The organism is Mycobacterium kyorinense (assembly GCF_001672775.1).
GTDB lineage: Bacteria > Actinomycetota > Actinomycetes > Mycobacteriales > Mycobacteriaceae > Mycobacterium > Mycobacterium kyorinense_A.
Genome location: NZ_LZKJ01000005.1, coordinates 18,366 through 44,765, shown reverse-complemented (window position 1 = coordinate 44,765; position 26,400 = coordinate 18,366). Strand labels below are relative to the sequence as shown.

Genomic DNA, 26,400 nt, shown 5'->3' with positions numbered 1-26,400 from the left:
TGGAAATCACCTGCATCGTGGCGACCGAACCGTCGCCGAACCGCAGGGTCACTTCGGTGCCGCCGGGCAGCGCGCCGGTTCCGTTCGACGGCGCCGGCCCGGTGCGCAGCAGCCTGTCGAGTTCGACGATCCGCTCGTCGAGGCCGGCCAGTTCGTCGGCGCGCTGCCCGGCGGCACCGAAGTGACCCTGCGGTTCGGCGACGGTTCGGTCGCCACGATGCAGGTGATTTCCATTGTCGAGGAGGCTGCGGCGGGCCACGAAGCCGAGACGTTGACGGCGGGCAGCCCGCTGGGGCAGGCCCTTGCCGGACGTCAGCCCGGCGACACGGTCACCTATACGACGCCGCAAGGCGAAAGCCAGGTCGAGCTGCTTGAGGTGAAGTACCCCAGGTAGGCGGCCCGCCCGTAGACTTCCCGCGATGGCCGAAATCGCCCCGCCCCGCGCAGACCTGAGCTTGACCACCCAGGTGTGGCGCTTTGTCGTCACCGGGGGCTTGTCGGCGATCGTCGACTTCGGGCTGTACGTGTTGCTCTACAAGGGCGTCGGGCTGCAGGTGGATCTGGCCAAGGCGCTCAGCTTTGTCGCCGGCACGATCACCGCTTACCTGATCAACCGCCGGTGGACTTTTCAGGCGCCGCCCAGCACCGCCCGGTTCCTCGTCGTGATGGGCCTGTATGGCATCACCTTCGCCGTGCAGGTCGGGCTCAATCACGTGTGCCTGGCGCTGCTGGACTATCGGGCCTGGGCGGTCCCGGTCGCGTTCGTGATCGCGCAGGGCACCGCCTCGGTGATCAATTTCGTCGTCCAGCGATCGGTGATCTTCCGGATGCGCTGAGCCCCCCGGGCCAGGCGGTACCCTCTTTCACTGATGTTGCCCACGTTTCCCACCACCACTAAGCGGCTGACCGGCTGGGGCCGCACCGCGCCGTCGGTGGCGCAGGTGCTCGCGACGCCGGACGCCGAGGTGATCGCCAAGGCGGTGGCCCAGGCCGCCGACGCAGGCGATCGCGGAGTGATCGCACGCGGGCTGGGCCGGTCCTACGGCGACAACGCGCAAAACGGCGGCGGGCTGGTGATCGACATGACGCCGCTGAACCGCATCCACTCGATCAGCGCCGACACCGGTTTGGTCGACGTGGACGGCGGCGTCAACCTCGACCAGTTGATGAAAGCCGCGCTGCCGTTGGGGCTGTGGGTTCCGGTGCTACCGGGCACCCGGCAGGTCACCATCGGCGGGGCGATCGCCTGCGATATCCACGGCAAGAATCACCACAGCGCGGGCAGCTTCGGCGATCACGTGCGATCCATAGACCTGTTGACCGCCGACGGTTCGGTGCACCACCTCACTCCGGACGGCGACGAAGCCGAACTGTTCTGGGCCACCGTCGGCGGCAACGGGCTGACCGGGATCATTTTGCGCGCGGTGATCGCGATGACCCCCACCGAGACGGCGTACTTCATCGCCGACGGCGACGTCACCGCCAGTCTCGATGAAACGATCGCCTTTCACAGCGACGGCAGCGAGGCCAACTACACCTATTCGAGCGCGTGGTTCGACGCCATCAGCGCACCGCCGAAACTTGGCCGGGCGGCGATTTCTCGCGGTTCGTTGGCGACGCTGGACCAGCTGCCCAAGAAGCTGCGCCGCAACCCGTTGAAGTTCGATGCGCCCCAACTGCTTACAGTCCCCGACATATTCCCGAATGGGCTGGCCAACAAGTACACCTTCGCGCCGATCGGTGAGCTGTGGTATCGCAAGTCGGGCACCTATCGCGGCAAGGTCCAGAACCTGACGCAGTTCTATCACCCACTGGACATGTTCGGCGAATGGAACCGCGCATACGGGTCCGCGGGATTCGGTCAATACCAGTTCGTGGTGCCCACCACTGCTGTCGAAGAATTCAAAGGGATTCTGCGCGACATTCAATCCTCCGGCCATTATTCATTTCTCAATGTGTTCAAGCTGTTCGGTCCGGGCAACCAAGCACCGCTGAGCTTCCCGATTCCAGGCTGGAACGTTTGCGTCGATTTCCCTATCAAGCCCGGACTGGGCGAATTCCTCAACGAACTCGACCGTCGGGTACTGGAATTCGGCGGACGGGTTTACACCGCCAAGGATTCGCGCACCACCGCGGAGATGTTCCACGCCATGTACCCGCGCATCGATGAATGGATTGCCGTGCGCCGCAAGGTCGATCCCACTGGGGTGTTCGTTTCCGATATGGCCCGACGTTTGGAGCTGCTCTAGATGGTCTTTGACGCCGTTGGTAATCCGCAGACTATTCTGCTGTTCGGGGGTACCTCCGAGATCGGGTTGGCGATCTGCGAGCGATACCTGCAGAACACGCACGCGCGAATCCTGCTGGCGTGCTTGCCCGACGACCCCGGCCGAGATGACGCGGTGGCGCAGATGAAGGCCGCCGGTGCCAAGGCGGTGGAGTTGATCGACTTCGACGCGGTCGACACCGACAGCCATCCTGGAGTGATCGAGCAAGCGTTCGCCGACGGTGACGTCGATGTCGCGATCGTTGCCTTCGGTCTGCTCGGCGACGCCGAGGAACTGTGGCAGAACCAGCGCAAGGCGGTGCAGATCGCCGAAATCAACTACACCGCAGCGGTTTCTGTCGGTGTGCTACTCGCTGAGAAGATGCGCGCCCAGGGTTCCGGCCAGATCATCGCGATGAGCACGGTCGCCGGCGAGCGGGTGCGTCGGTCCAACTTTGTTTACGGCTCCACCAAGGCCGGCCTGGACGGCTTCTATCTTGGGCTTGGCGAGGCGTTGCGGGACTCCGGCGTTCGGGTGCTGGTCATCCGGCCAGGTCAGGTGCGTACCAGGATGAGCGCCCATATCAAAGAGGCGCCGTTGACGGTGGACAAGGAATATGTAGCCAACCTCGCGGTCACCGCATCCGCGAAAGGTAAGGAATTGGTTTGGGCGCCAGGAGCATTCCGTTATGTGATGATGGTGTTGCGACACATTCCGCGGCCCATCTTCCGCAAACTCCCCATTTGAGCGGCATGCGGAACGCGCTGGCCACCATCGGCCAGATGCTGATCGCCGCCGTCGTGGCCCTGGTCGTCGCGGTAGTTGCGCTCAGGGCCATCGCCAGGGTGAACTGGCCGGCGTTCCCGTCGTCGAACCAACTGCACGCGCTGACCACCGTCGGCCAGGTCGGTTGCCTGGCCGGACTGCTCGGTGCCGGCTGGTTGTGGCGGCGTGGCCGGCAGCGGCTGGCGCAACTCGGCGCTTTGGTGTTCGTGTCGGCGTTTTCGGTGGTGACCCTGGCGATGCCGTTGGGCGCCACCAAGCTCTATCTGTTCGGCATCTCCGTGGACCAACAGTTCCGCACCGAATACCTGACCCGGCTGACCGACAGCGCCGCGTTGCAGGACATGACCTATATCGGCTTGCCGCCGTTCTATCCGCCGGGTTGGTTCTGGATCGGCGGGCGGATCGCGGCGCTGGCCGGAACACCGGCCTGGGAGATGTACAAGCCGTGGGCCATCACCTCGATCACGATCGCCGTTGCGGTGGCGCTGGTGTTGTGGTGGCGGATGATTCGCTTCGAGTACGCGCTGGCCGTCGCGACAGCCAGCGCCGCAGTGACGCTGGCCTACAGCTCGCCGGAGCCCTACGCCGCGATGATCACTGTGCTGCTGCCGCCGGTGCTGATCTTGACCTGGTCGGGTCTGCGCGCCGGACTGCGCGCCGGCGAGCGTCACGCCAGCCCCGCCGAACGTGAAGTTAGCCTCACGCTGGGCGCCGAACGTGAACCTAACTTCACGTTCGCGAGCTACGCCGGGCGCGGCGGGTGGGCGGCAGTGATCGGGGCTGGCATCTTCCTGGGCTTCGCGGCCACCTTTTACACACTGCTGCTGGCCTACAGCGCATTCACCATCGCGCTGATGGCCGTGCTGCTGGGGGCCTCGCGGTGGCGCGACGGGATCAAGGCCGCGCTTGATCCGCTGCTGCGGCTGGCCGTCATCGCCGTGATCGCCGCGGCCATCGGAGCAACCACCTGGCTGCCGTATCTGCTGCGCGCCGCCCACAATCCGGTCAGCAACACCGGCAGCGCCCGGCACTACCTGCCCGCTGACGGCGCCGAGCTGACCTTCCCGATGCTGCAGTTCACGCTGCTCGGCGCGCTCTGCATGGTCGGCACCCTGTGGCTGGTGCTACGCGCCCGCGCCTCGGTGCGGGCCGCGGCGCTGGCGATCGGCGTGGTCGCCGTCTACCTGTGGTCGCTGCTGTCGATGCTCACCACGTTGGCCCGCACCACGCTGCTGTCGTTTCGGCTGCAGCCGACACTGACCGTGCTGCTGGCAGTCGCCGGCGTGTTCGGCTTCGTCGAACTGGCGCTCGCAGTCGCCCGCGGGCGCGACCGCCGGGTGATCAGTGTGGCCGTCGTCGTGGGGCTGGCCGGGGCCATCGGCTTCAGCCAGGACATCCCCGGCGTGCTGCGGCCAGACATCACCATCGCCTACACCGACACCGACGGGCACGGCCACCGCGGCGATCGCCGACCGCCCGGCGCCGAGAAGTACTACCCCGCCATCGACGCCACGATCACCCAGCTCACCGGCAAACCCCGCAACCAAATCGTCATGCTGACCGCGGACTACAGCTTCCTGTCCTATTACCCCTATTGGGGTTTTCAGGGGTTGACGTCGCATTACGCCAACCCGCTCGCGCAGTTCGACAGCCGGGCGGCTGCGATCAAAGCCTGGGCCAAACTCAAGACCGCCGATGAATTCGTCCACGCCCTCGACACCCTGCCCTGGCAGCCGCCGACGGTATTCCTGATGCGGCGCGGCGCGAACGACACGTACACGCTGCGGCTGGCCGAAGACGTCTATCCCAACCAGCCGAACGTCCGCCGCTACACTGTCGACTTCAAAGCCGCGTCGTTCGCCGGCCCGCACTTCACGGTCAGGGATATCGGGCCGTTCGTCCTCGCCGTCCGCACTCCGAGGTCCACTGGCTGATGGCGGCTGAAACCACCAAGGCCGGGGAATTAGCATCTAGCTCCGTGAGCCGCGCCGTTGACGATGCAGACCTCAGGGCTGAGCAGCAGCGGCGCCCACTGACCGGCGCGGGTGACAATTACCGGGTCGCCCGGGTCGTGGCCGTGGTCGCCGGACTGCTCGGCGCGCTAATGGCGATCGCCACCCCGCTGTTGCCGGTCAAACAGACCACTGCCCAGTTGAACTGGCCGCAAAACGGGGTGCTGGGCAGTGTCGACGCACCGCTGATCGGCTACGTGGCCACCGACCTGAACATCACCATTCCGTGCCGGGCCGCCGCCGAGCTGACCGGCGCCAAGTCGGTGCTGTTGTCCACCGTGCCCAAGCAGGCACCGAAGGCCGTCGACCGCGGGCTGCTCATCGAACGGGTCAACGACGATTTGCTGGTCATCGTCCGCAACACACCCGTGGTGGTCGCGCCGCTGAGCCAAGTGCTCAGCGGCGCCTGTCAGAAGCTGGTGTTCACCGCACACGCCGACAGGGTCACCGGCGAATTCGTCGGGCTGACCCAGGGACCCAACGCCAAAGACCCCGGCGCACCGCTGCGCGGCGAACGCGGCGGCTATGACTTCCGGCCGCAGATCGTCGGCGTATTCACCGATCTGAGCGGGCCGGCCCCGCCCGGCCTGACCTTCTCGGCGACCATCGACACCCGCTACAGCAGTGGACCGACCTGGCTGAAGCTGACGGCGATGATCCTCGGGGTCTCGTTGACCATCGCCGCACTGATCGCCCTGCACGTCCTCGACACTGCCGATTCCACCCGGCATCGCCGCTTCTTGCCGCCGCGCTGGTGGTCGATCAGCGGGCTGGACGCCCTCGTCGCCGCGGTCTTGGTGTGGTGGCACTTCGTCGGCGCCAACACCGCCGACGACGGCTACATCCTGACCATGGCCCGGGTTTCCGAACACGCCGGGTACATGGCGAACTATTACCGATGGTTCGGCACGCCCGAAGCGCCGTTCGGCTGGTACTACGACCTGCTGGCGTTGTGGGCGCACGTCACCACAGCCAGCATCTGGATGCGGCTGCCAACCCTGCTGATGGCGCTGGCCTGCTGGTGGGTGATCAGCCGGGAAGTCATTCCCCGGCTCGGCGATGCCGTCAAACACAGCCGCGCCGCGGCATGGACGGCGGCCGGGGTGTTCCTGGCGTTCTGGCTGCCGCTCAACAACGGGCTGCGGCCCGAGCCGATCATCGCGCTGGGCATCCTATTGACCTGGTGTTCGGTGGAACGGGCAGTGGCCACCAGTCGACTGCTGCCGCTGGCGATCGCCTGCATCATCGGCGCCCTGACCCTGTTCTCCGGGCCGACCGGTATCGCGTCCATCGGCGCGCTGCTGGTGGCGATCGGGCCGCTGCGCACCATCCTGCACCGCCGTTCCACACAGTTTGGGCTGCTGCCGCTGATAGCGCCGGTTGCCGCGGCGGCCACCGTCACAGCGATCGTGATTTTCCGGGACCAGACGCTGGTGGGCGAAGCCCAGGCCAGCATGCTCAAATCCGCTGTCGGGCCCAGTTTGGCCTGGTTCGAGGAGCATGTCCGGTACGAGCGACTGTTCCTGGCGACCCCCGACGGCTCGGTGGCCCGGCGGTTCGGTGTGCTGGCGTTGCTCGTCGCGTTGGCGGTGTCGGTGGCCATGGCGTTGCGCAAGGGCCGCATCCCGGGCACCGCCGTCGGGCCCAGCCGTCGGATCATCGGCATCACCGTCATCTCGTTCATCGCGATGATGTTCACTCCCACCAAATGGACGCATCACTTCGGTGTGTTCGCCGGTTTGGCCGGCTCGCTGGGTGCGCTGGCTGCGGTCGCAGTGAGCGCGGCAGCGATGCGCTCCCGGCGCAACCGCACCCTGTTTGCCGCGCTGGTGCTGTTCATCCTGGCGCTGTCCTTCGCCAGCGTGAACGGCTGGTGGTACGTGTCCAATTTCGGTGTGCCGTGGTCGAATGCGTTCCCGAAATGGCATCTGGCCTTCGCCACCGTGCTGTTCGGGTTGACGCTGTTGGTGCTGCTGGCCGCGGCATGGTTCCATTTCGTCAACAACGGCGACTCACCCGGCCGCCTCACGGGTTCTCGGCTGGCGTCAATCACTCAGTCCCCGTTAGCAATTGCGGCGTGGGCGCTGATCTTCTTCCAGGTGCTGTCGCTGACCCTGGCGATGGTAGGCCAGTACCCGGCGTGGACCGTGGGTCGCTCCAACTTGCAGGCGCTGACCGGCAAGACCTGCGGGCTGGCCGATGACGTCTTGGTGGAGCAGGACCCCAACGCCGGCATGCTGACCCCGGTCGGTGTGCCGGCGAAAGATGCGCTGGGCGCAGGATTTGTCCAAGGTTTCGAGGCCAATGGCATCCCCGCCGACGTCTCCGCTGACCCGGTGATGGAACGCCCCGCGGACCGCAGCTTTGTCAGCGACGACGGGATGATCACCAGCAGCGAGGCCGGCACCGAAGGCGGCACCACGGCCGCCCCGGGCATCAACGGGTCACGGGCGCGGCTGCCGTACAACCTGGATCCCGCCCGCACGCCGGTGCTGGGCAGTTGGCGCTCGGGCGCGCAGGTGCCCGCGGTGCTGCGGTCGGCGTGGTACCGACTGCCGTCGCGCGACGAGGCCGGGCCGCTGCTGGTGGTATCGGCGGCGGGCCGGTTCGACTCCGGCGAAGTTCAGGTGCAGTGGGCCGGTGACGACGGAAAGCCTGCGGGCACAGTAAGTTTCGGTGACGTCGGCGCATCACCGGCCTGGCGTAACCTGCGTGCGCCGTTGACGGCGGTGCCCTCCAGCGCCACCCAGGTGCGGGTGATCGCCTCCGACGACGACCTGGCGCCGCAGCACTGGATCGCGCTGACCCCGCCGCGGATACCGCGATTGCGCACCTTGCAGGAGGTGGTGGGCTCTCAGGATCCCGTGCTGCTGGACTGGCTGGTCGGCCTCGCGTTCCCCTGCCAGCGACCGTTCGGTCATCAAAACGGCGTCATCGAGCCGCCGAAGTGGCGGATCCTGCCCGACCGGTTCGGTGCCGAGGCCAACTCGCCGGTGATGGACAACCTCGGCGGCGGCCCGCTGGGCGTTACCGAATTGCTGGATCGGGCAACCACCGTGCCGACCTATCTGAAGGATGACTGGTTCCGGGACTGGGGCGCGCTGCAGCAGTTGACGCCGTATTACCCGGCCGCGGTGCCGGCTCGCCTCGACCTCGGCTCGGCGACACGTAGCGGGTTGTGGAGCCCGGGACCGCTGCGGCACTAGGCGTTGCGGCGAGCGTGAAACTGTTGCGAGTTTCCGGCGAGAATTTCGCAGCAGCTTCACACTCGGCGATTCACGCTCACCTCGGCCCGCCGAATCAGCAGTCCTAACGCCGTCGCCTACGATCGACCCTCGTGCCCCACGACGATAAGACGAACCGGATTGCCCGGTTGGTCGCCATCGTCGCGGGCATTGCCGGGGTGCTGCTCTGCGGCGTGGTTCCGTTGCTTCCGGTGAACCAGACCACCGCGACGGTCCTGTGGCCGCAGGGTGCCAAAGACGGCCACGTCAGCGACATCACCGCACCGCTGGTATCCGGCGCCCCGCGGGCGCTGGACGTCTCGATTCCCTGCCCGGCCATCGCGACCCTGCCGGCCGACGGCGGTCTGGTGTTGTCGACGCTGCCGGCCGGCGGCTTCGAGACCGGCAAAAACGGCCTGTTCGTCCGCGCCAACAAGGACACCGTCGTCGTCGCGTTCCGCGACTCGGTAGCCGCGGTCGCGCCTCGCTCCGCTATTGCCGCCGGCGGCTGCAGTGCCCTGCACATCTGGGCCGACGCCGGCGGTGCGCACGCGGACTTCGTCGGGATCCCCGGCGCCGCGGGCACGCTGGCCCCCGAGAAGAAGCCCCAGGTCGGCGGCATCTTCACCGACCTCAAAGTGCCCGCACAGCCTGGATTGTCGGCACGCATCGACATCGACACCCGCTTCATCACCGCGCCCACGCTGTTGAAGAAAGCGGTGATGGTTCTCGGCGGCGTGTCGGTGCTGGCCGCGATCGTCGCGCTGGGCGTCCTCGACCGACGATCCGGCCGCCGTGCCCCGCGCAACTGGCGACACTTCTGGCGCGCGGGTATCGCCACCTGGCTTGCGGACATCGGTGTGATTGCCGCGCTGCTGATCTGGCACGTGATCGGCGCCATCTCGTCCGACGACGGCTACAACCTGACCATCGCCCGGGTGTCCCGCCAGGCCGGGTACCTGGCCAACTACTACCGGTTCTTCGGGACCACCGAAGCACCGTTCGACTGGTACCCCGCGCTGCTGGCGCACCTGGCCGCAGTGAGCACCGCCGGGGTGTGGATGCGACTGCCGGCGACGCTGGCCGGCATCGTCTGCTGGCTGATCATCAGCCGCTACGTGTTGCGACGGCTCGGTCCCGGCACGGGCGGCCTGGCCGCCAGCCGGGTCGCGGTGTGGACGGCCGGCGCGGTCTTTCTGGCAGCTTGGCTGCCGTTCAACAACGGGCTGCGCCCCGAGCCGCTGATCGCGCTGGGCGTCATCGTCACCTGGGTGCTGGCGGAGAGCGCGATCGCCACTCGACGACTGGTCCCGGCCGCCGTAGCGATCGTGGTGGCGATGCTGACCGCCACGCTGGCCCCGCAGGGATTGATCGGCATCGCTGCACTGCTCACCGGCGCCCGCGCGATCGCCCGCATCATCGCCCGGCGCCGCGCGACCGATGGGCTGTTGGCGCCGCTGATGACGCTCGCGGCATCGCTGTCGTTGATCACCGTGGTGGTGTTCCGGTCGCAGACGCTGGCCACGGTGGCGGAATCGGCGCGCATCAAATACAAAGTCGGTCCGACGATCGCGTGGTATCAGGAGTGGCTGCGCTACTACTTCGTCACGGTGGAGAGCAACGTCGACGGCTCGATGTCGCGGCGATTCGCGTGGCTGGTGCTGTTCTTCTGCTTGTTCGGGGTGCTCGTCGTGTTGCTGCGCCGCGGCCGGGTCGCCGGTCTGGCCAGCGGCGCGGTGTGGCGGCTGATCGGCACCACCGCCGTGGGCCTGCTGCTGCTGACGTTCACGCCGACGAAATGGGCGGTGCAGTTCGGCGCGTTCGCCGGGCTGGCCGGTGCATTGGGCGCCGTCACCGCCTTCGCGTTCGCCCGGGTCGGGCTGCACAGCCGCCGCAATTTGTCGCTGTATGTCACCGGGCTGCTGTTCGTGCTGGCCTGGGCGACCTCGGGGATCAACGGCTGGTTCTATGTCGGCAACTACGGGGTGCCGTGGTTCGACATCCAACCGGTGATCGCCAGCCATCCGGTGACGTCGATGTTTTTGGCGCTCTCGATCGTGACCGGGCTGCTGGCCGCCTGGCAACACTTCCGGCTGGACTACGCCGGGCACACGGAGGTCAAACCGACGCGGCGCAACCGGATTTTGGCGTCCACGCCGCTGCTGGTGGTGGCCGCGATCATGGTCGTCATGGAAGTGGGCTCGCTGGCCAAGGCCGCCGCCGTCCGCTACCCGATGTACACCACCGCCAAGGCCAACTTGGCCGCGCTCGAGTCGGGGCTGGGCGAGCACGCTTGCGCTATGGCCGACGATGTGTTGGCCGAACCCGACGCCAATGCTGGCCTGCTGCAACCACTTCCAGGTCAGCAGTACGGACCGGCCGGGCCACTGGGCGGCGTGAACCCGGTCGGCTTCACCCCGACCGGGGTTGGCGAGGACTTGCGGTCGGACCCGGTGGTGTCCAAACCCGGCCTGGTCAACTCCGACGCCTCTCCCAACAAGCCCAACGCCGCGATGAGCGACTCGGCCGGTACCGCCGGCGGTCACGGCCCGGTCGGAGTGAACGGATCGCGCGCCGCGCTGCCGTTCGGCCTCGACCCGGCCCGCACCCCCGTGATCGGCAGTTACGGCGAGAACAGCCTTGCCGCCACCGCGACGTCGGCGTGGTACCAACTGCCGCCCCGCACCCCCGACCGACCGTTGGTCGTGGTCGCGGCCGCCGGCGCCATCTGGTCCTACAAAGAGGACGGTGACTTCAGCTACGGCCAGCAGCTGAAGCTGGAGTGGGGCGTTGCCCGACCCGACGGCAGCACCGCGCCGCTCGGCCTGATGTACCCGATCGACCTCGGCCCGCAACCGGCGTGGCGCAACCTGCGGTTCCCGCTGGCCGCTGCGCCGCCTGAGGCCAATGTGGCCCGCATCGTCGCCTATGACCCCAACCTGAGCTCCGAGCAGTGGTTCGCGTTCACCCCGCCGCGGGTTCCGGTGCTGCAGACCCTGCAACAACTGATCGGATCGCAGGCGCCGGTGCTGATGGACGTCGCGACCGCCGCGAACTTCCCGTGCCAGCGGCCATTCGCCGAACACCTCGGCGTCGCCGAGCTCCCGGACTACCGCATCCTGCCCGACCACAAGCAGACGGCGGCGTCGTCGAACCTGTGGCAGTCGGCCGAGGACGGCGGGCCGTTCATGTTCACCACCGCGCTGCTGTGGACCTCCACCATCCCGACCTACCTGCGCGACGACTGGTACCGGGACTGGGGATCGGTGGAGCAGTACCACCGCGTGGTCCCGGCTGGCCAGGCGCCGGACGCCGTCATCGATCAGGGTGTGGTCAAGGTCTACGGCTGGAGCCGACAAGGGCCGATTCGAGCACTGCCATGACGCTGACCCAGGAAAACACCACTCCGGACACCACCACTCGCGACGTGCAGGTGGCGCGGTGGGTGGCGACGATCGCCGGGCTGATCGGTTTCGTGCTGTCGGTCGCGACGCCGTTGCTGCCGGTGGTCCAGACCACCGCGACACTGAATTGGCCGCAGCAGGGGCAGTTCAACAACGTGACCGCACCGCTGATTTCGCAGACACCGGTAGCGGTGACAGTGACCGTGCCGTGCGCGGTGGTGAACGCGATGCCGGCCAAGGGTGGGCTGGTGCTGGGCACCGCGCCGAAGAGTGGTAAGGACGCCGCGCTGCAAGGTCTGTTCGTGAACGTCACCAGCCAACGGGTCGACGTCACCGACCGCAACGTGGTGATCGCCAGCGTGCCACGGGCCCAGATAACCAATTGTCAACGCATCGAGGTCACCTCGACGCACGCGGGTACCTTCGCCGCCTTCGTCGGGCTGCCCGGGCCACCTGGTCAGCCGTCGGGTTTCCCCGACCCCAACCTGCGCCCGCAGATCGTCGGAGTGTTCACCGACCTCACCGGTCCGGCACCGCCCGGCCTGCAACTGTCGGCGACCATCGACACCCGGTTCTCCACCAAGCCAACGGCTTTGAAGCTGACCGCGATCGTGCTGGCAATCACCGCCACCATCGTGGCACTGGTTGCACTGTGGCGGCTGGACCGCATGGACGGCCGCCGGATGCACCGCATCATCCCGGGCCGCTGGCACGGCTTCAGCCTCGCTGATGCCACGGTTGTCTTTACCTTCCTGCTCTGGCATGTGATGGGGGCCAACTCATCCGACGACGGCTACATCCTGGGCATGGCCCGCGTCGCCGACCATGCCGGCTACATGTCGAACTACTTCCGCTGGTTCGGTAGCCCCGAGGACCCGTTCGGCTGGTACTACAACCTGCTGGCTCTGATGACCCATGTCAGCGACCAAAGCATCTGGATTCGGTTGCCCGATCTGGTGGCGGGGCTGTTGTGTTGGCTGCTGTTGTCCCGCGAGGTGTTGCCGCGGTTGGGGCCCGCGGTGGCGTCGAGCAAAGCGGCGGTCTGGGCAGCGGGACTGGTTCTGCTGGCGGCGTGGATGCCGTTCAACAACGGGCTGCGGCCCGAGGGCATCATCGCCGTCGGATCGCTGATCACCTACGTGCTGATCGAGCGGTCGATGAACTCCGGGCGGATGACGCCGGCGGCGCTGGCGATCATCGCCGCGGCGTTCACCCTCGGCATCCAGCCGACCGGTCTGATCGCGGTGGCCGCGCTGGTGGCCGGTGGTCGTCCAATTCTGCGAATCCTGGTGCGGCGGCATCGATTAGTGGGCACCTGGCCGCTGGTGGCGCCGCTGCTGGCCGCCGGCTTTGTGGTGCTTACCGTGGTGTTCGCCGACCAGACGCTGTCAACGGTGTTGGAAGCCACCAGGATTCGCAGTGACATCGGGCCCAGCCAGGCCTGGTACACCGAGAACCTGCGCTACTACTATCTACTCCTGCCTACCGTCGACGGGTCGCTGTCGCGGCGGTTCGGCTTCTTGATCACCTTGCTGTGCCTGCTGGCCGCACTGTTCGTCATGTTGCGGCGCAAGCGAGTTCCGGGCGTGGCCCGCGGTCCGGCGTGGCGGCTGATGGGCGTCATCTTCGGCACCATGTTCTTTCTGATGTTCACCCCCACCAAGTGGGTGCACCACTTCGGCTTGTTCGCCGCAGTCGGAGCGGCGATGGCGGCGCTGGCCACCGCGCTGGTCTCACCCAAAGTGCTGCGCTGGTCGCGCAACCGGATGGCGTTCGTCGCCGCCGTATTTTTCCTACTGGCGCTGTGCTTTGCCACCACAAACGGCTGGTGGTACGTGTCGAGCTACGGTGTGCCGTTCAACAGCACGATGCCGAAGATCGCCGGAATCACGGTCAGCACAGTCTTCTTCGCCTTGTTTGCGCTGACGGCGCTGTATGCGGTGTGGCTGCACTTCGCTCCTCGTGAGCGCGGCGAGGGCCGGGTGGCTCGCGCGCTGACTGCCGCGCCGGTGCCGATCGCGGCCGGTTTCATGGTGTTGGTGTTCATCGCCTCGATGGTGATCGGCGTGGTGCGCCAGTATCCCACCTACTCCAACGGCTGGGCCAACCTGCGAGCGTTCTCCGGCGGGTGCGGGCTGGCCGACGACGTCCTGGTCGAGCCGGACACCAACGACGGCTTCATGGTCCCGCTGCCCGGGGATTACGGCTCACTGGGCCCGCTGGGCGGTGTCGACCCGGTCGGCTTCACACCCAGCGGTGTCCCGGAACATACTGTGGCAGAAGCGATTCGGATGCCAACGCCGCCGCAGCCCGGTACCGACTACGACTGGGACGCCCCGATCAAGCTCAAGACGCCGGGTGTCAACGGGTCGACGGTGCCGTTGCCGTACGGCTTGGACCCGGCGCGAGTTCCGTTGGCGGGCAGCTACACGACCGGCGCGCAGCAGCAGAGCCGGCTCACCTCGGCGTGGTATCAGCTGCCCAAAGCCGACGACGGATATCCGCTGGTGGTGGTGACCGCGGCGGGCAAGATCACCGGCAACAGCGTGCTGCACGGGCACACCGAAGGGCAGACCGTCGTACTGGAGTACGCGCGGGCCGACCTGGCGCCGGCCGGGCGGCTGGTGCCCGACGATCTGTATGGCGAACAACCGAAGGCGTGGCGCAACCTGCGCTTCGCCCGCGCCGACATCCCGGCCGACGCCACGGTGGTGCGCGTGGTGGCCGAGGATCTTTCGCTGACACCGGAAGACTGGATCGCGGTGACCCCGCCGCGGGTGCCCGAGCTGCGTTCGTTGCAAGAGTACGTCGGCTCCTCGCAGCCGGTGCTGATGGACTGGGCGGTCGGGCTGGCTTTCCCGTGCCAGCAGCCGATGCTGCATGCCAACGGCGTCACCGAGATACCGAAGTTTCGCATCACCCCGGACTACACCGCCAAAAAGCAGGACACCGACACGTGGGAAGACGGCGTCAACGGCGGTCTGCTGGGGATCACCGACGTGTTGCTGCGCGCCCACGTCATGGCCACCTACCTGTCGCGGGACTGGGCCCGCGACTGGGGATCACTGCGCAAGTTCGACACGATCGTCGATGCGCGGCCCGCCCAGCTCGAACTGGGCACCGCGACCCGCAGCGGTTGGTGGTCGCCGGGGCAGATCCGGATCAAGCCGTAGCTCGGTGACGATGCAGAGCGCGGAGCGCGATGAGGAGGAGCCGGGCGGATCAAGCCGTAGCGATTCGCCGCCGCTGCGGAGCGCGGAGCGCGATGAGGAGGAGCCGGGCGGGTCAGGCCGTAGCGATTCGCCGCCGCTGCTGGCGGGTAACCCGAACCGCATGCGCGCTGAAGAAGGGGACGAAACCGTTAAAGGCCTAGCCGACGAGGCGGAGAAGACGAAGAAGGAGCTCAGGGACTCCACGACGACGGGCAAGAAGGCCCAGGAACAGTCCGACGAGTCCGAGTGACCCGCAGTGGCATGGCCGTCATCGCATTCGACGTCAACGGGACTTTGCTTGATCCCCAGGCGTTGGATCCGCTGCTGGGCGGAGCAGACGTGCGGCGGCGCTGGTTTTCGCTGATGCTGCAGAACGCGTTCGTCGGCGGCTTGACCGGTCATTACATCGACTACCCCAGTGCGCAGTGGGCCGCGCTGGAGATGCTTGGCCTGCCGCGCGACGCCGATGTGATCGCAGGGATGAAGCAGTTGCCGGCCTACTCTGACGTCGGGCCGGCTCTAGACCGGCTCGCTGATTTCACGTTGGTGGCGCTGACCAATTCGCCGCTCAAATCAGCGACCACCGCGTTGCAAAACGTCGGGATCGCCGAACGGTTCGCCACGATTCTCTCCGCCGATGATGTGCGGGCGTTGAAACCGCGCGCCGAGGCCTACCAGCATGTGGCGAAATCCCTGGGCGTGGGTTTGGCGGAGATCCGATTGGTCGCCGGGCACGGCTGGGATGTCGCCGGTGCGCTGGCGGCCGGCTGCCGGGCTGCCTTCGTCCGACGGCCGGGCGAGACTTTGATCCCGTTCGGCCCGCAGCCGGACGTCGTCGGCGACGATTTGGTCGAGGTGGCCGCCAAGATCGCTGACGCGGACGGCTGACGTTGCGCCGGGGTTTGGTGGCACTGCTCGGGGCGGTGGCAGTCGCCTGCAGCTCGCCGTCGCCGAGCAGCGCTGAACCGCCGAGCCAGCTGAACTATGTGGCGATGGGCGACTCCGCTGCCGCCGAACCCGGCGTACCGGATCCCGCGCCGCCGCCCGGCTGTCAGAAGTCGACCAACAACTACCCATCGGTGCTGGCCCGTCGAATCACCCCCGCCGGCTTCAGCGACGTCACGTGCAGCGGCGCCACCGCGCAGGACATCACCGTCCGCGCGCAACAGACGCCTGATGGCCCGGTCCCCCCGCAAATCAAGGCCGTCGACGCCAACACCACCTTGATCACGGTCACGATCGGCGGCAACGACGTCAGCCTGGCTGCCGATGCTGCGCAGTGCCGGGCGGCGTCGCTCGACGCGCCACCATGCGTGGACCGCTTCGTCGTCGACGGCACCGACAGCATCTCCGCAGCGATCACCGCCCATGTCCCGCAGTGGGCCGCGATGATCGACGCCATTCGGGCCAAGGGGCCGGGCGCACGGATTGTGTGGGTCGGATACCCGACCTACATCCGGCCCGGCGGCTGCTATCCGCAGCAGCCGGTGCTTCCTCGGGACGCCACTTATTTCGAGTCGAAAATCAACGAACTCGACGACCAGCAACGCCAACTCGCAGTCGATAAAGGAATCGACTACTTCGACACCCGGCCGATGTCGGTGGGCCATGACATGTGTGCGCCGCCCGATCAACGCTGGGTCGAGGGATTCGTGCCCGTCAACCCCGCCGCTCCGCTACACCCCAACGCCATGGGCGCCGCCGCGATCGGTAACGCACTAGCCGACTACCTCGACTAGTGCACGCCATTGAATCGGCGTCAAGCCGTGCCGTATGTGCTTTTAGACTGGAACAAACCCTTGGTTAGTGAGACGGGGTGCGCCTGTGGGTTCGCTGATGCCTTTTACTCGACGTGGTCGAGTGCCCAGGCAATCTTTGGGCGGGGCGGTCAGTTCATATTGGATCCCAAGCGTCCCATGGCTTCCGCCCCATGACGCGGGTTCCGCCGCCACCTCGGACGCTTCGGACCGCAGTCCTCGTTGCACTCGTTGTCATCGTCGTATCGGGTGTGGCGGCCGCGTTATGGATTTCACGCGAGAAAGAAGCGGCCTACGCGGTGTCCGACTGCCAAGTTGTGGCGGATGTTGCGCGCGAATGGCGGTCGGTGGGCAAGTCCGATAATGCTGCGGCTATGCAGGTGGGCGGGCTGGAGAATCCCGAACGGTGGACCGCTCTCGGCGAGAAAAGCCGTCAAGCCGAGGGCTTAGTGTCATCGCCTGAAGTCCAAAAGAATTTGAGCGCGTGGGCGGACGGATTTGCAGAGTTCGCCGACATCGCGCGAAGCTCGACCAATGTCCCTGAGGAAGTCCGGTTCAAGCGCTATGTCGAAGTAGTCAATGAAGTAGCTCGGGCCACGGATGCGTTACAGGCGGCATGCCCCGACATCGCGGCGCCGATGAAATGAATTAGAAGTGCACGCTCGCCCACCCCGACGAGCGTGCGCCATCCCGCGACAAACGCCGGCGTGTCGACCGGGGACACGCACGCTCGCGGGGAGAGGGGGCGCTGCCGGGGAGAGGGGCGCGACAAATTAGATCGGGGTCAGGCCGTGCTTACGTTGGACCCGGTCGTACTTCTGCTTGTCGCGCAGTATCCGCAGCGACTTGCGCAGCAGCAGCCGGGTCTCGTGCGGCTGAATCACGCCGTCGATGTAGCCGCGTTCCGCGGCCGTCCACGGGATCGCCATGTTGAGGTTGTAGCCCTCGATGAAATCTTTCTTGACTTGCTGCGCCTCGGGCGCGGTCGGGTCCGGGAAGCGTTTCATCAGCAGCTGGGCCGCGCCGTCGGCGCCGATCACCGCGATCCGCGCGGTGGGCCACGCGAAGTTCAGGTCGGCGGCCAACTGCTTGCAACCCATCACCGCATAGCCGCCGCCGTAGGCCTTGCGAACAATGAACGTCACCTTCGGGACATCAGCCTCGACGAGCGCGTTGAAGAATCGCCCACCGCGCTTGATGATCCCGTTCTTCTCTTCGGCCACCCCAGGCATGGCACCTGGGGTGTCGACGACGAAAACCAGTGGGAGATTGTAAGAGTCGCAGAACCGGATGAAGCCGGCCGCTTTGTCGGAGGCCTCGGTGTCGACCGCCCCGGACATGTGCATCGGTTGGTTGGCGATCACCCCGACCGGCCGGCCGTCCACCCGCGCGAACGCGGTGATCATCGCTAGGCCACGCTGTGCAGCCACGTCGAAGACGTCGCCGTCGTCGAAGATGCGCAGCAAAATCTCGTGCATGTCGTAGGCGGTGTTGTCGGCGTCCGGCACGATCGAGTCGAGCTCGAGATCGCTGGGAGTGATCTCCGGTTCCAGGCCGGGGTTGACGATCGGCGGGTCGTCAAAGGTGTTGGAGGGCAGGAAGCTCAGATAGTCGCGCACGTACTGGAAGGCCGCGGCTTCGTCCTCGACGACCTGGTGGATGTTGCCGTAGCGGGCCTGGTTGTCTGCACCGCCCAACTCGTCGAGGCTGACCTCCTCGCCGGTGACGTCCTTGATCACGTCAGGGCCGGTGATGAACATGTAGCCCTGGTCGCGCACCGCCACCACCAGGTCGGTCTGGATCGGTGAATACACTGCTCCCCCAGCGCATTTGCCTAGAATGATAGAGATCTCTGGCACCAGGCCGCGCAACATCTCGTGCCGCCGGGCCAATTCGGCATACCACGCCAGCGAGGTGACCGCGTCCTGAATACGGGCGCCGGCCGAGTCGTTGATGCCGATGATTGGGCAGCCGGTCATCGCGCACCACTCCATCAGCTTGGCCACCTTGCGGCCGAACATTTCGCCCACCGAGCCCTGGAAGACGGTCTGGTCGTGGGAGAACACCGCCACCGGACGGCCGTTGATCCGGCCGTGTCCGGTCACGACCCCGTCGCCGTACAGCGCGTTCGGGTCGCCGGGTGTCTTGCACAGCGCGCCGATCTCCAGGAAGCTGCCCGGGTCGACCAGTGCGTGGATACGTGCCCGCGCGCTGGGGATGCCTTTCTTTGCCCGCTTGGCGACGGCGTTCTCACCGCCGGGCTCCTTGGCCAGTTCAAGCTTCTCGTGCAGGTCGGCCAGTAACTCCGCAGTGGTCTTGGTGGTCACTTAGCTTGCCCTCTTTTCTTAACCCGCGGCTTGAATCCTGTTGAGCGCCTGTGTCATATGCGCGCCCACCTTAGCGATGATCGGCTCGTCGATGGCTTGGATGTGCTCCCCACCGATCGGCACGACCTCCAGATCGGAAACATAGTCACCCCAGCCGCCGTCGGGCTTGCGGGTGGCATACCGGGGCTCGAACATGATCGCGTCGTCGTGGTAACGGTCGGCCATATACAGCGTGACATGTCCGTCATAGGGCTGGATTTTGGCGGTGTCGATCGTCCGCTGATCCAGATACGACGTGCGCTGGTGCTCGATGATCCCGCCGGGGATCTGCACGCCGCTGGCTTTGACGGCTTCCAGAACGAACCGCACCTGGCCCTCGTCGTCGAGCTCTTCGAGCTGCTCGTATGGGATTTCGGGGATCTGGACATTGAAGGTGCGCTCGGCGAACCGCGCGTAGCGCTCCCAGCGTTTGCGGGTCTCCTCCTTGGTCTGCGGGATCTCCTCACCCGGGCGCACCGCATCGATCAATCCGACGAACGGCACGTCACAGCCTTGCTGCCGCAGGCCGATCGCGCAGGCATAAGCCAGCGCCCCGCCCAGCGACCATCCGGCCAAGATGAACGGTCCGTCGCCCTGCAACTCACGCAGCTTGGGAACGTATTGCGCAGCACGCTCTTCGATGGTGCCCTCGACACGCTCGAAGCCGTACATCGGCGTGTCCGGCGGTAGGCGGTTGAGCAGCGGTTCGTACACCACCGTGGAGCCGCCGGCGGCATGGAACACGAAAACCGGCGGCTTGGTGGAGCCTTCGGGCCGGGCCCGGATGGTGCGCACGAAGCCATCGATCTGGCCGGCCTCGAGGTATTCGCGCACGGTCGTCGCCAGGGCCTCGATGGTCTCGGCGGCATGGACGTCCTCGACGGTGATCGAACCCTCGGCGCGTTCGGACAGCCGCTGCGCCATCTTGGCGGCAGCGTCGTCGTCGAGTTTGGGCAACGGGTTGAAGATGCCGCCCGGTGATTTTCCGGTGACGATCGCCCAGGTGGCGAAGGTGACCCGCTCGGCGGCGTCGCGCGGCGGCACATCAGAACCCAACGCCTCAGCGACCGCCTGCTGGTTGAGCGCCTGCGCGGTGGCCGCCAGGTTGGGCTGCGGGGTCGGGCCCGACGGATCGGTGGGCGGCGGCGGGATCGGCGTATCGGTGGCCGGTGGTGGCGCCTGCGTCTCCGGCTCTGCCTGCGGATCAGCGGCCTCGGTCACCGTGGCCGGCGTTGCGCCGGAGAGCAGCGCGGCCTGTTCCTTGGCGATCTCGTCGGCCGTCATCGTCTTCTGATGCTCGTGCAGTCGCTGCACCTCGTCGCGGTGCTCGATCGCGTACTTGATGAGCTCTTCGACGTTGTACAGGTTGGCGTCGCGGACCGCCTGCAACTGGATCGGCGGCATGTCGAAGTCGTACTCGACGCGGTTCTTGATCCGCACTGCCATCATCGAGTCCAGTCCGAGCTCGATCAGCGGCACCTCCCACGGCAGGTCCTCGGGCTCGTAGCCCATCGCCATCGACACAATGGCCGCCAGCCGCTCGCCTACGGTCTCACCGGAATCCGGTGACCACCGCTGCAAACTTCCGACCTGGCGTGCGGTCAGGCTGTCCTGCACGACGTCGGGCTCGGGTTCAGCCTCGACCTGCGCCGCGTCGGCCGGCGCCGCGGTGACGGGTGCCGCTACTGCCGCTCCGGCCCCGACCGCCGTTGGCAGCACCGTCGTTTGACCGGCCCGCGACACCAGCGCGTCGTAGACCAACGTGAAGGACTCGCCGATGCGGGCATGCACCTGAACGGCCGCACCGCCGGGGTGCCGGGTCAGCGTCGTCACCAGTCGGGCGTCCTGCCCAGGCACCGCCCGCTGCTCGGAGGCAGCCAACTGCGCATCCGGAAGCACCTGTGCGGCAGCGGCTTTCACCAATGCGGCCAGGTCGGTCTCGCCGCGCGGTGCGTACTCCCACACGTGGCGGCCATCGGGCATCGCGACATGGTTGCCGGGCATCATCACCGACGCGTCGCCGGAGAAGTGCGCGTCCAGCCAGTGTTCCTTGCGGCGGAACCGGGTCGGCGGGATGTTGGCGTAGTCCTCGGGACCGGCGGGCCCGGTGGAACGCCGGGGAAATAGGGTGCGGATGTCGAGGTCGTGGCCGTGGACGAACAGCTGCGCCATCGCCGAGGTCATCGCGTCGACGTCGTCTTGTTTGCGGGCCAGTGTCGGGATCAATTGCGCGTCGGGCAATCCCGCGGCAGCGGTGGTCAGCCCCACCTGCATGAGCGCCACCGGGTTGGGTGCGAGTTCCAAGAATGTGGTGTGCCCGTTGTCGACGGCGTTGCGGACGCCGTGGGTGAAGTACACCGAATGGCGCATTCCCTTGAGCCAGTAGGCGACGTCGTGGATCGGTTCTCCACCAGCTCGGATGTAGTTACCCTCATGCACCGTCGAGAAGATTCCGACGCTGGGGCTCATCGGCGTGATGCCTTGCAGCTCCGCGGAAAACTCGCCGAGCAGCGGATCCATCTGCGAGGTATGGCCGGCGCCCTTGGTCTGGAGCTTGCGGGCGAAGCGGCCCTCGGCCTCGCAACGGGCAACGATCGCGTCGATCTGCTCGGGCGGGCCGCCGATCACCGTCTGGCTGGGCGCGGCGTAGACGCACACCTCCAGGTCGGGGAAGTCGGCGAACACCGACTTCAACTCGTCGGCGGAGTACTCGACCAACGCCATAAACCGGATGTACTCGCCGAACAGCATCGCCTCGCCCTCGCCCATCAGATGCGAGCGCGAGCAGATCACCCGGGTGGCGTCCCGCAGCGACAGCCCGCCGGCGAAGTAGGCCGACGCGGGCTCACCGAGCGACTGGCCCACCACCGCAGCGGGTTTGGCGCCGTGATGCTTGAGAAGTTCGCCCAGCGCGATCTGGATCGCGAAGATGGTGACGTTGCTGGTTTCGATGCCGTAGTCGTGCGAGTCGTCGAGAATCAGCTCGAGCACCGAGTAGCCGCGCTCGTCTTGAACCAGCGCGTCGACCTTTTCGATCCACTCAGCGAAGACCTCGTTGCGCAGATACAGGTTTTTGCCCATCTTGCGGTGCTGCGCACCGAAACCGGCCATGGCCCACACCGGACCGTTGGTCACCGGCCCGTCGGTGCTGAACACATTGGGCTTTTGCTTACCCTCGGCGACCGCTCGCAGTCCCTTGATCGCTTCGTCATGGTCGCGGGCCAGCACCACCGCACGAGAGCGGCCGTGGTTGCGCCGGGACAGCGACCGGCCGATCGACTCCAGCGACGACGCTTGGCCCTCCGGACTTTCTATCCAGTCGGCCAGCTCGGCGGCGGCCCCCTTCTTGCGAGAGGTCAAAAATGCCGACACCGCCAACGGCACCAGTGGTGCCGGAAGCTCTTGCGCGGCAAGCTCTTGCAGAGCGATTTCCTTGAGCCGCAGCGCCTCGTCGGTGATCCCGGGCAGCTCATATTCCGGCTCTTCGACCCCGGCACCGTCGGTTTCGATGAAGTCGCCGTACTCGTTGAACCGCATGTGCTCGCCGGGCTGTTCCTCGGCGGCAGCGGCCAGCTCGACTTCCGGTTCTGGTTCCGGCTCACGTTCGACGACGTCGCGGGGGAGCACCTCGCGCAGCACCACGTGTGCGTTGGCGCCGCCGAAGCCGAAGCTGGACACCCCGGCGACCGCGTAGCCGCCGTAGCGGGGCCAGTCGGCAACCGAGTCCAACACGCGCAGATGCGTTGCGTCGAAGTCGATATAGGGGTTGGGACCGGCGTAGTTGATCGACGGCGGCAGCTTGTCGTGCTGCAACGAGAGCACCATTTTGACCAGGCTGGCGGCACCGGCCGCCGACTCCATATGTCCCACATTGGTTTTCACCGCTCCGAGCAGCGCCGGCTTGTCGGCCGGGCGGCCACGGCCGATCACCCGGCCCAGCGCCTGGGCCTCGATCGGGTCGCCGAGCACGGTGCCGGTGCCGTGCGCTTCGATGTAGTCCACGCTGCGCGGGTTGATACCGGCGTCCTTATAGGCCCGGCGCAGCACGTCGGCCTGCGCATCAGGGTTGGGGGCGATCAGACCGTTGGACCGGCCGTCGTGGTTGACCGCGCTGCCGGCGATCACGGCAAGAATCTGGTCGCCGTCACGGCGGGCGTCGTCGACCCGCTTGAGCACCAGCATCGCGCCGCCCTCGGAGCGGGTGTAACCGTCGGCGTCGGACGAAAACGACTTGATTCGGCCGTCCGGCGCGAGCACCTGGCCGATCTCGTCGAAACCGAGCGTCACCGCCGGGGTAATCAGCGCGTTGACGCCACCGGCGACGGCCACGTCGCACTCACCGCTGCGCAGCGCCTGCACCGCCTGATGGGCCGCGACCAGTGAACTCGAACAGGCGGTGTCGATGGCCACCGACGGGCCGTGGAAGTCGTAGAAGTACGAAACCCGGTTGGCCACAATGGAGCTCGCTGTACCAGTAATCGCATACGGGTGCGCGACGGTCGGATCCGACATCGCCAGGAAGCTGTAGTCGTTGACCGATGTGCCAACATAGACGCCGACGGATTCGCCGCGCAGGCTCGAGGCCGGGATGCGGGCATGCTCGAATGCTTCCCAGGTCAGCTCGAGCGCCATCCGCTGCTGCGGGTCGATGTTGTCGGCTTCGGTCTTCGACAACGCGAAGAATTCCGAGTCGAAGCCCTTGATGTCGTTGAGGTACCCGCCGCGGGTGCGGGCCTTGCCGACCCGTTCGGCAATCCGCGGCTCCTCCAGAAACTCCGACCAGCGGCCCTCGGGCAGGTCGGTGATCGCGTCGCGGCCTTCCAGCAGCGCCTGCCAGGTCTCCTCCGGGGTGTTCATGTCGCCGGGCAGCCGGGTGGCTAGGCCCACCACCGCGATGTCGACCCGTTCGACCGGTCCGCGTCGCGTCCAGTCGGTGTCGTCGGCGTCGTCGGGCATTGCTGGGTCGCCCTCGACGATCCAGGTGGCCAGCGTCTCGATAGTCGGATGTTCGAAGGCGGCCGCAATGGACACCGTGACTCCGGTGCGGTCCTCGATATCGGCGGCCATCGCCACGGCGTCGCGCGAGGACAGCCCCAGCTCCACCATCGGGGTGGCCTCGTTGATGGTGTCGGGTGACTGCCCGGTCGCTTTGCCGATCCACTCGCGCAGCCACTGCCGCACCTCGGCGACGGTCATCTCGGTCCGGGCGGTGGCGTGGGAAACGGCTTGGCCAGTGTCTTGATCGGTCATGGTCGTCGAGTCAGTCAGCCTGGTCGGGGAAGGCGTTCGGCGATGCGACGCCGCTACGCAGGCTGCCGTCGAGGTACGCGGTGCGACAGGCGCGGCGGCCGATCTTGCCGCTGGACGTACGCGGAACCGAGCCGGCCTGCACAAGCAGCACATCACGCACGGTCACACCGTGCCGCACGGCGATCGCCGCCCGGATGTCGTCGGCGATCGGCTGGTGGTCGAGTTTGTGGGTGCCGGCAGCGCGTTCGGCGACGATCACCAACTGCTCAGAGGTGTCTTCCGGGTCGTACTTCAGGCCGGCGTGCGGGTCGTCGAACACCTCGGTGGGCAGCTGGTTTGCCGGCACCGAGAAGGCGGCCACGTAACCGGTCCGCACGGCCCGGCTGGCCTCTTGCGCCGAATACTCCAGGTCCTGCGGATAGTGGTTGCGACCGTCGATGATGACCAGGTCCTTCACCCGTCCGGTGATGTACAGCTCGTCCTGGTAGTAGGTGCCGTAGTCGCCGGTGCGCACCCAGGTCCCGTCGTCGGGGGCGCCTTCGGCGCGCGACGGGCTGGTCCGCGACTTGAGGACGTTCTTGAACGTCTCCCGGGTCTCCTCTTCCCGATTCCAGTAGCCCAGCCCCATGTTCTTGCCGTGCAGCCAGATCTCGCCGACCTGGCCGTCGGGCAGTTCGGTGGCCGTTTCGGCGTCGACGATCACCGCCCATTCGTCGACTCCGACCTTGCCGGCGGAGACCTGCGCGACACCGTTCGGTGCGTCCGGGGCGACCTCAGCGAACTTGTTTTCGTTGTTCAGCGCCGACCGGTCGACGTGAATGATCTTGGGCGCTTTGTCCATTGGGGTGGTCGACACGAACAGCGTTGCCTCGGCCAGGCCGTAGGACGGTTTGATCGCCGTCTCCGGGAAGCCGTACGGTCCGAACGCCTCGTTGAACTTGCGCAGCGAGGCCGCCGACACCGGCTCACTGCCGTTGAGGATCGACCTGACGTTGCTCAGGTCCAGCGGCGGTTCGTCCTCTTTGGGCAGCCCGCGCAGAGCGGCGTGTTCGAACGCGAAGTTCGGCGCGGCCGAGATCGTCTGGCCGGTGTCATCGGGCTTGCGCGCCAGCTCGCGGATCCAGCGGCCGGGCCGGCGCACGAACGCGGCGGGCGTCATGAAAGTGAAGCTGTAGCCCACCACCGTTGACAGCAAAGCGGTAACCAGGCCCATGTCATGGAAGAACGGCAACCAGCTGACCCCGCGGTCACCTTCCTTGCCCTCCAGGGCGTGGATCACCTGGACCACGTTGGTGGGCAGGTTCAGCTGCGTGATCTGAACGCCGGTCGGCATGCGCGTGGAGCCCGAGGTGTACTGCAGGTAGGCGGTGGTGTCCTGGGTGACGGGTACCGGCTCCCACGTGGAGCCGACGTCGACGGGCACCGCGTCGACCGCGATGACACGGGGCCGATCCTTGGCTGGACGGCTGCGAAAGAACTTGCGAACGCCCTCGGCGGAGTCGCTGGTGGTCAGGATCGCCGACGGACTGCAGTCATCGAGCACCGCGTGTAGCCGGCCGACGTGGCCCGGCTCGGCCGGGTCGAAGAGTGGCACCGCAATTTGGCCGGCATACAGCGTGCCGAAAAAGGCGACAAGGTAGTGCAGGTTCTGCGGGCACAGGATGGCGACACGGTCACCGGGCTGGTTGACCTGTTGCAGCCGGGCACCCACCGCGCGGTTACGGGCGCCGAACTCGGCCCATGACATCTCGCGCGCGATCCCGTCGCGTTCGGTGGAGTAGTCCAGGAAACGGTAGGCAAGCTGTTCACCACGCACCGACGCCCAGCGCTCCACGTGCCTGACGAGGTCGGTGTTTTCCGGAAACCGGATCTTGCCGTCCACAATGAACGGGTTGTGGTATCCCACATGGGCCATTGCCGCTTCTCCTGTCACCACATGTCTCGGGTCAAGTATGTGAGTTCTGCTGAGGGCGCGTCAGAGTCGACCAGCGGGACGTCGCGCGTGTCACCTGCGCCAAATTGCCGAACCCCAAACCTCACAGATGGTACAGAAAACGCGCAGGGCGACCGGCATCGCGTCGACCCAGCAGACCAACCTCAGCTCTCTTAATTTTCTCTTAAT

At 66.7% G+C, this 26,400-nt stretch carries 15 protein-coding genes; 12 read left to right on the top strand and 3 right to left on the bottom strand.

The window, feature by feature from the left end:
• From A5707_RS00325 to A5707_RS00270, 12 genes are all read left to right on the top strand, one after another.
• The coding region (locus tag A5707_RS00325; RefSeq protein ID WP_156657375.1) for a GreA/GreB family elongation factor at positions 1-394 on the top strand (394 nt) is incomplete at its 5' end.
• A 25-nt stretch (positions 395-419) separates the two neighbouring features.
• Positions 420-836 carry a GtrA family protein gene (locus A5707_RS00320; protein WP_065012537.1) on the top strand — a complete coding sequence of 139 codons (417 nt, stop codon included), beginning with the start codon at positions 420-422 and terminating at the stop codon, positions 834-836.
• 33 nt (positions 837-869) lie between these two features.
• Entirely contained in the window at positions 870-2,249 is a 1,380-nt protein-coding gene (locus A5707_RS00315) for an FAD-binding oxidoreductase (RefSeq protein ID WP_065012536.1), read from the top strand.
• Positions 2,250-3,014: a decaprenylphospho-beta-D-erythro-pentofuranosid-2-ulose 2-reductase gene (locus tag A5707_RS00310; protein ID WP_065012535.1), complete on the top strand. Its 765-nt coding sequence runs from the start codon at positions 2,250-2,252 to the stop codon at positions 3,012-3,014.
• A gap of 5 nt (positions 3,015-3,019) precedes the next feature.
• Positions 3,020-4,987 (top strand): galactan 5-O-arabinofuranosyltransferase, encoded by a 1,968-nt coding sequence (locus A5707_RS00305; RefSeq protein WP_065012534.1) that lies wholly within the window; start codon positions 3,020-3,022, stop codon positions 4,985-4,987.
• On the top strand, positions 4,987-8,271 hold the full coding sequence (locus A5707_RS00300) for an arabinosyltransferase domain-containing protein (RefSeq protein ID WP_082969152.1): 3,285 nt from the start codon (positions 4,987-4,989) through the stop codon (positions 8,269-8,271). Before A5707_RS00305 ends, A5707_RS00300 begins: the two co-directional genes overlap by 1 nt.
• A 131-nt stretch (positions 8,272-8,402) precedes the next feature.
• Positions 8,403-11,672 (top strand): arabinosyltransferase domain-containing protein, encoded by a 3,270-nt coding sequence (locus A5707_RS00295; RefSeq protein ID WP_065012533.1) that lies wholly within the window; start codon positions 8,403-8,405, stop codon positions 11,670-11,672.
• On the top strand, positions 11,669-14,866 hold the full coding sequence (locus A5707_RS00290) for an arabinosyltransferase domain-containing protein (protein ID WP_065012532.1): 3,198 nt from the start codon (positions 11,669-11,671) through the stop codon (positions 14,864-14,866). Before A5707_RS00295 ends, A5707_RS00290 begins: the two co-directional genes overlap by 4 nt.
• Positions 14,867-14,870: 4 nt before the next feature.
• Positions 14,871-15,155, top strand: a complete 285-nt coding sequence (locus A5707_RS00285; protein WP_065012531.1) for a hypothetical protein — start codon at positions 14,871-14,873, stop codon at positions 15,153-15,155.
• Positions 15,152-15,793: an HAD-IA family hydrolase gene (locus A5707_RS00280; RefSeq protein ID WP_197495201.1), complete on the top strand. Its 642-nt coding sequence runs from the start codon at positions 15,152-15,154 to the stop codon at positions 15,791-15,793. The genes A5707_RS00285 and A5707_RS00280 overlap by 4 nt, the downstream gene beginning before the upstream one ends.
• A 17-nt stretch (positions 15,794-15,810) precedes the next feature.
• Positions 15,811-16,644 carry an SGNH/GDSL hydrolase family protein gene (locus A5707_RS00275; RefSeq protein ID WP_156657372.1) on the top strand — a complete coding sequence of 278 codons (834 nt, stop codon included), beginning with the start codon at positions 15,811-15,813 and terminating at the stop codon, positions 16,642-16,644.
• A 269-nt stretch (positions 16,645-16,913) separates the two neighbouring features.
• Complete coding sequence (locus A5707_RS00270; RefSeq protein ID WP_065012529.1) at positions 16,914-17,309, top strand: hypothetical protein; 396 nt, start codon at positions 16,914-16,916, stop codon at positions 17,307-17,309.
• 126 nt (positions 17,310-17,435) lie between these two features.
• Here A5707_RS00270 and A5707_RS00265 read toward each other — a convergent pair whose 3' ends face one another.
• The 3 genes from A5707_RS00265 to fadD32 are packed head-to-tail and all read right to left on the bottom strand — an operon-like array spanning position 17,436 to position 26,184.
• Complete coding sequence (locus A5707_RS00265; RefSeq protein ID WP_065012528.1) at positions 17,436-18,989, bottom strand: acyl-CoA carboxylase subunit beta; 1,554 nt, start codon at positions 18,987-18,989, stop codon at positions 17,436-17,438.
• Between the two features lie 18 nt (positions 18,990-19,007).
• A complete protein-coding gene (gene pks13 / locus A5707_RS00260; protein WP_065012527.1) occupies positions 19,008-24,278 on the bottom strand; it encodes a polyketide synthase Pks13 in 5,271 nt (1,756 codons plus the stop codon).
• Between the two features lie 10 nt (positions 24,279-24,288).
• Positions 24,289-26,184 (bottom strand): long-chain-fatty-acid--AMP ligase FadD32, encoded by a 1,896-nt coding sequence (gene fadD32 / locus A5707_RS00255; protein ID WP_065012542.1) that lies wholly within the window; start codon positions 26,182-26,184, stop codon positions 24,289-24,291.
• Positions 26,185-26,400 lie beyond the last annotated feature (216 nt).

Excerpts from the sequence above, each read along its gene's own strand:
- A5707_RS00320 (WP_065012537.1), top strand. The coding sequence starts at position 420 with ATGGCCGAAATCGCCCCGCCCCGCGCAGACCTGAGCTTGACCACCCAG.
- A5707_RS00315 (WP_065012536.1), top strand. The coding sequence starts at position 870 with ATGTTGCCCACGTTTCCCACCACCACTAAGCGGCTGACCGGCTGGGGC.
- A5707_RS00310 (WP_065012535.1), top strand. The coding sequence starts at position 2,250 with ATGGTCTTTGACGCCGTTGGTAATCCGCAGACTATTCTGCTGTTCGGG.
- A5707_RS00305 (WP_065012534.1), top strand. The coding sequence starts at position 3,020 with ATGCGGAACGCGCTGGCCACCATCGGCCAGATGCTGATCGCCGCCGTC.
- A5707_RS00300 (WP_082969152.1), top strand. The coding sequence starts at position 4,987 with ATGGCGGCTGAAACCACCAAGGCCGGGGAATTAGCATCTAGCTCCGTG.
- A5707_RS00290 (WP_065012532.1), top strand. The coding sequence starts at position 11,669 with ATGACGCTGACCCAGGAAAACACCACTCCGGACACCACCACTCGCGAC.
- pks13 (WP_065012527.1), bottom strand. The coding sequence starts at position 24,278 with ATGACCGATCAAGACACTGGCCAAGCCGTTTCCCACGCCACCGCCCGG.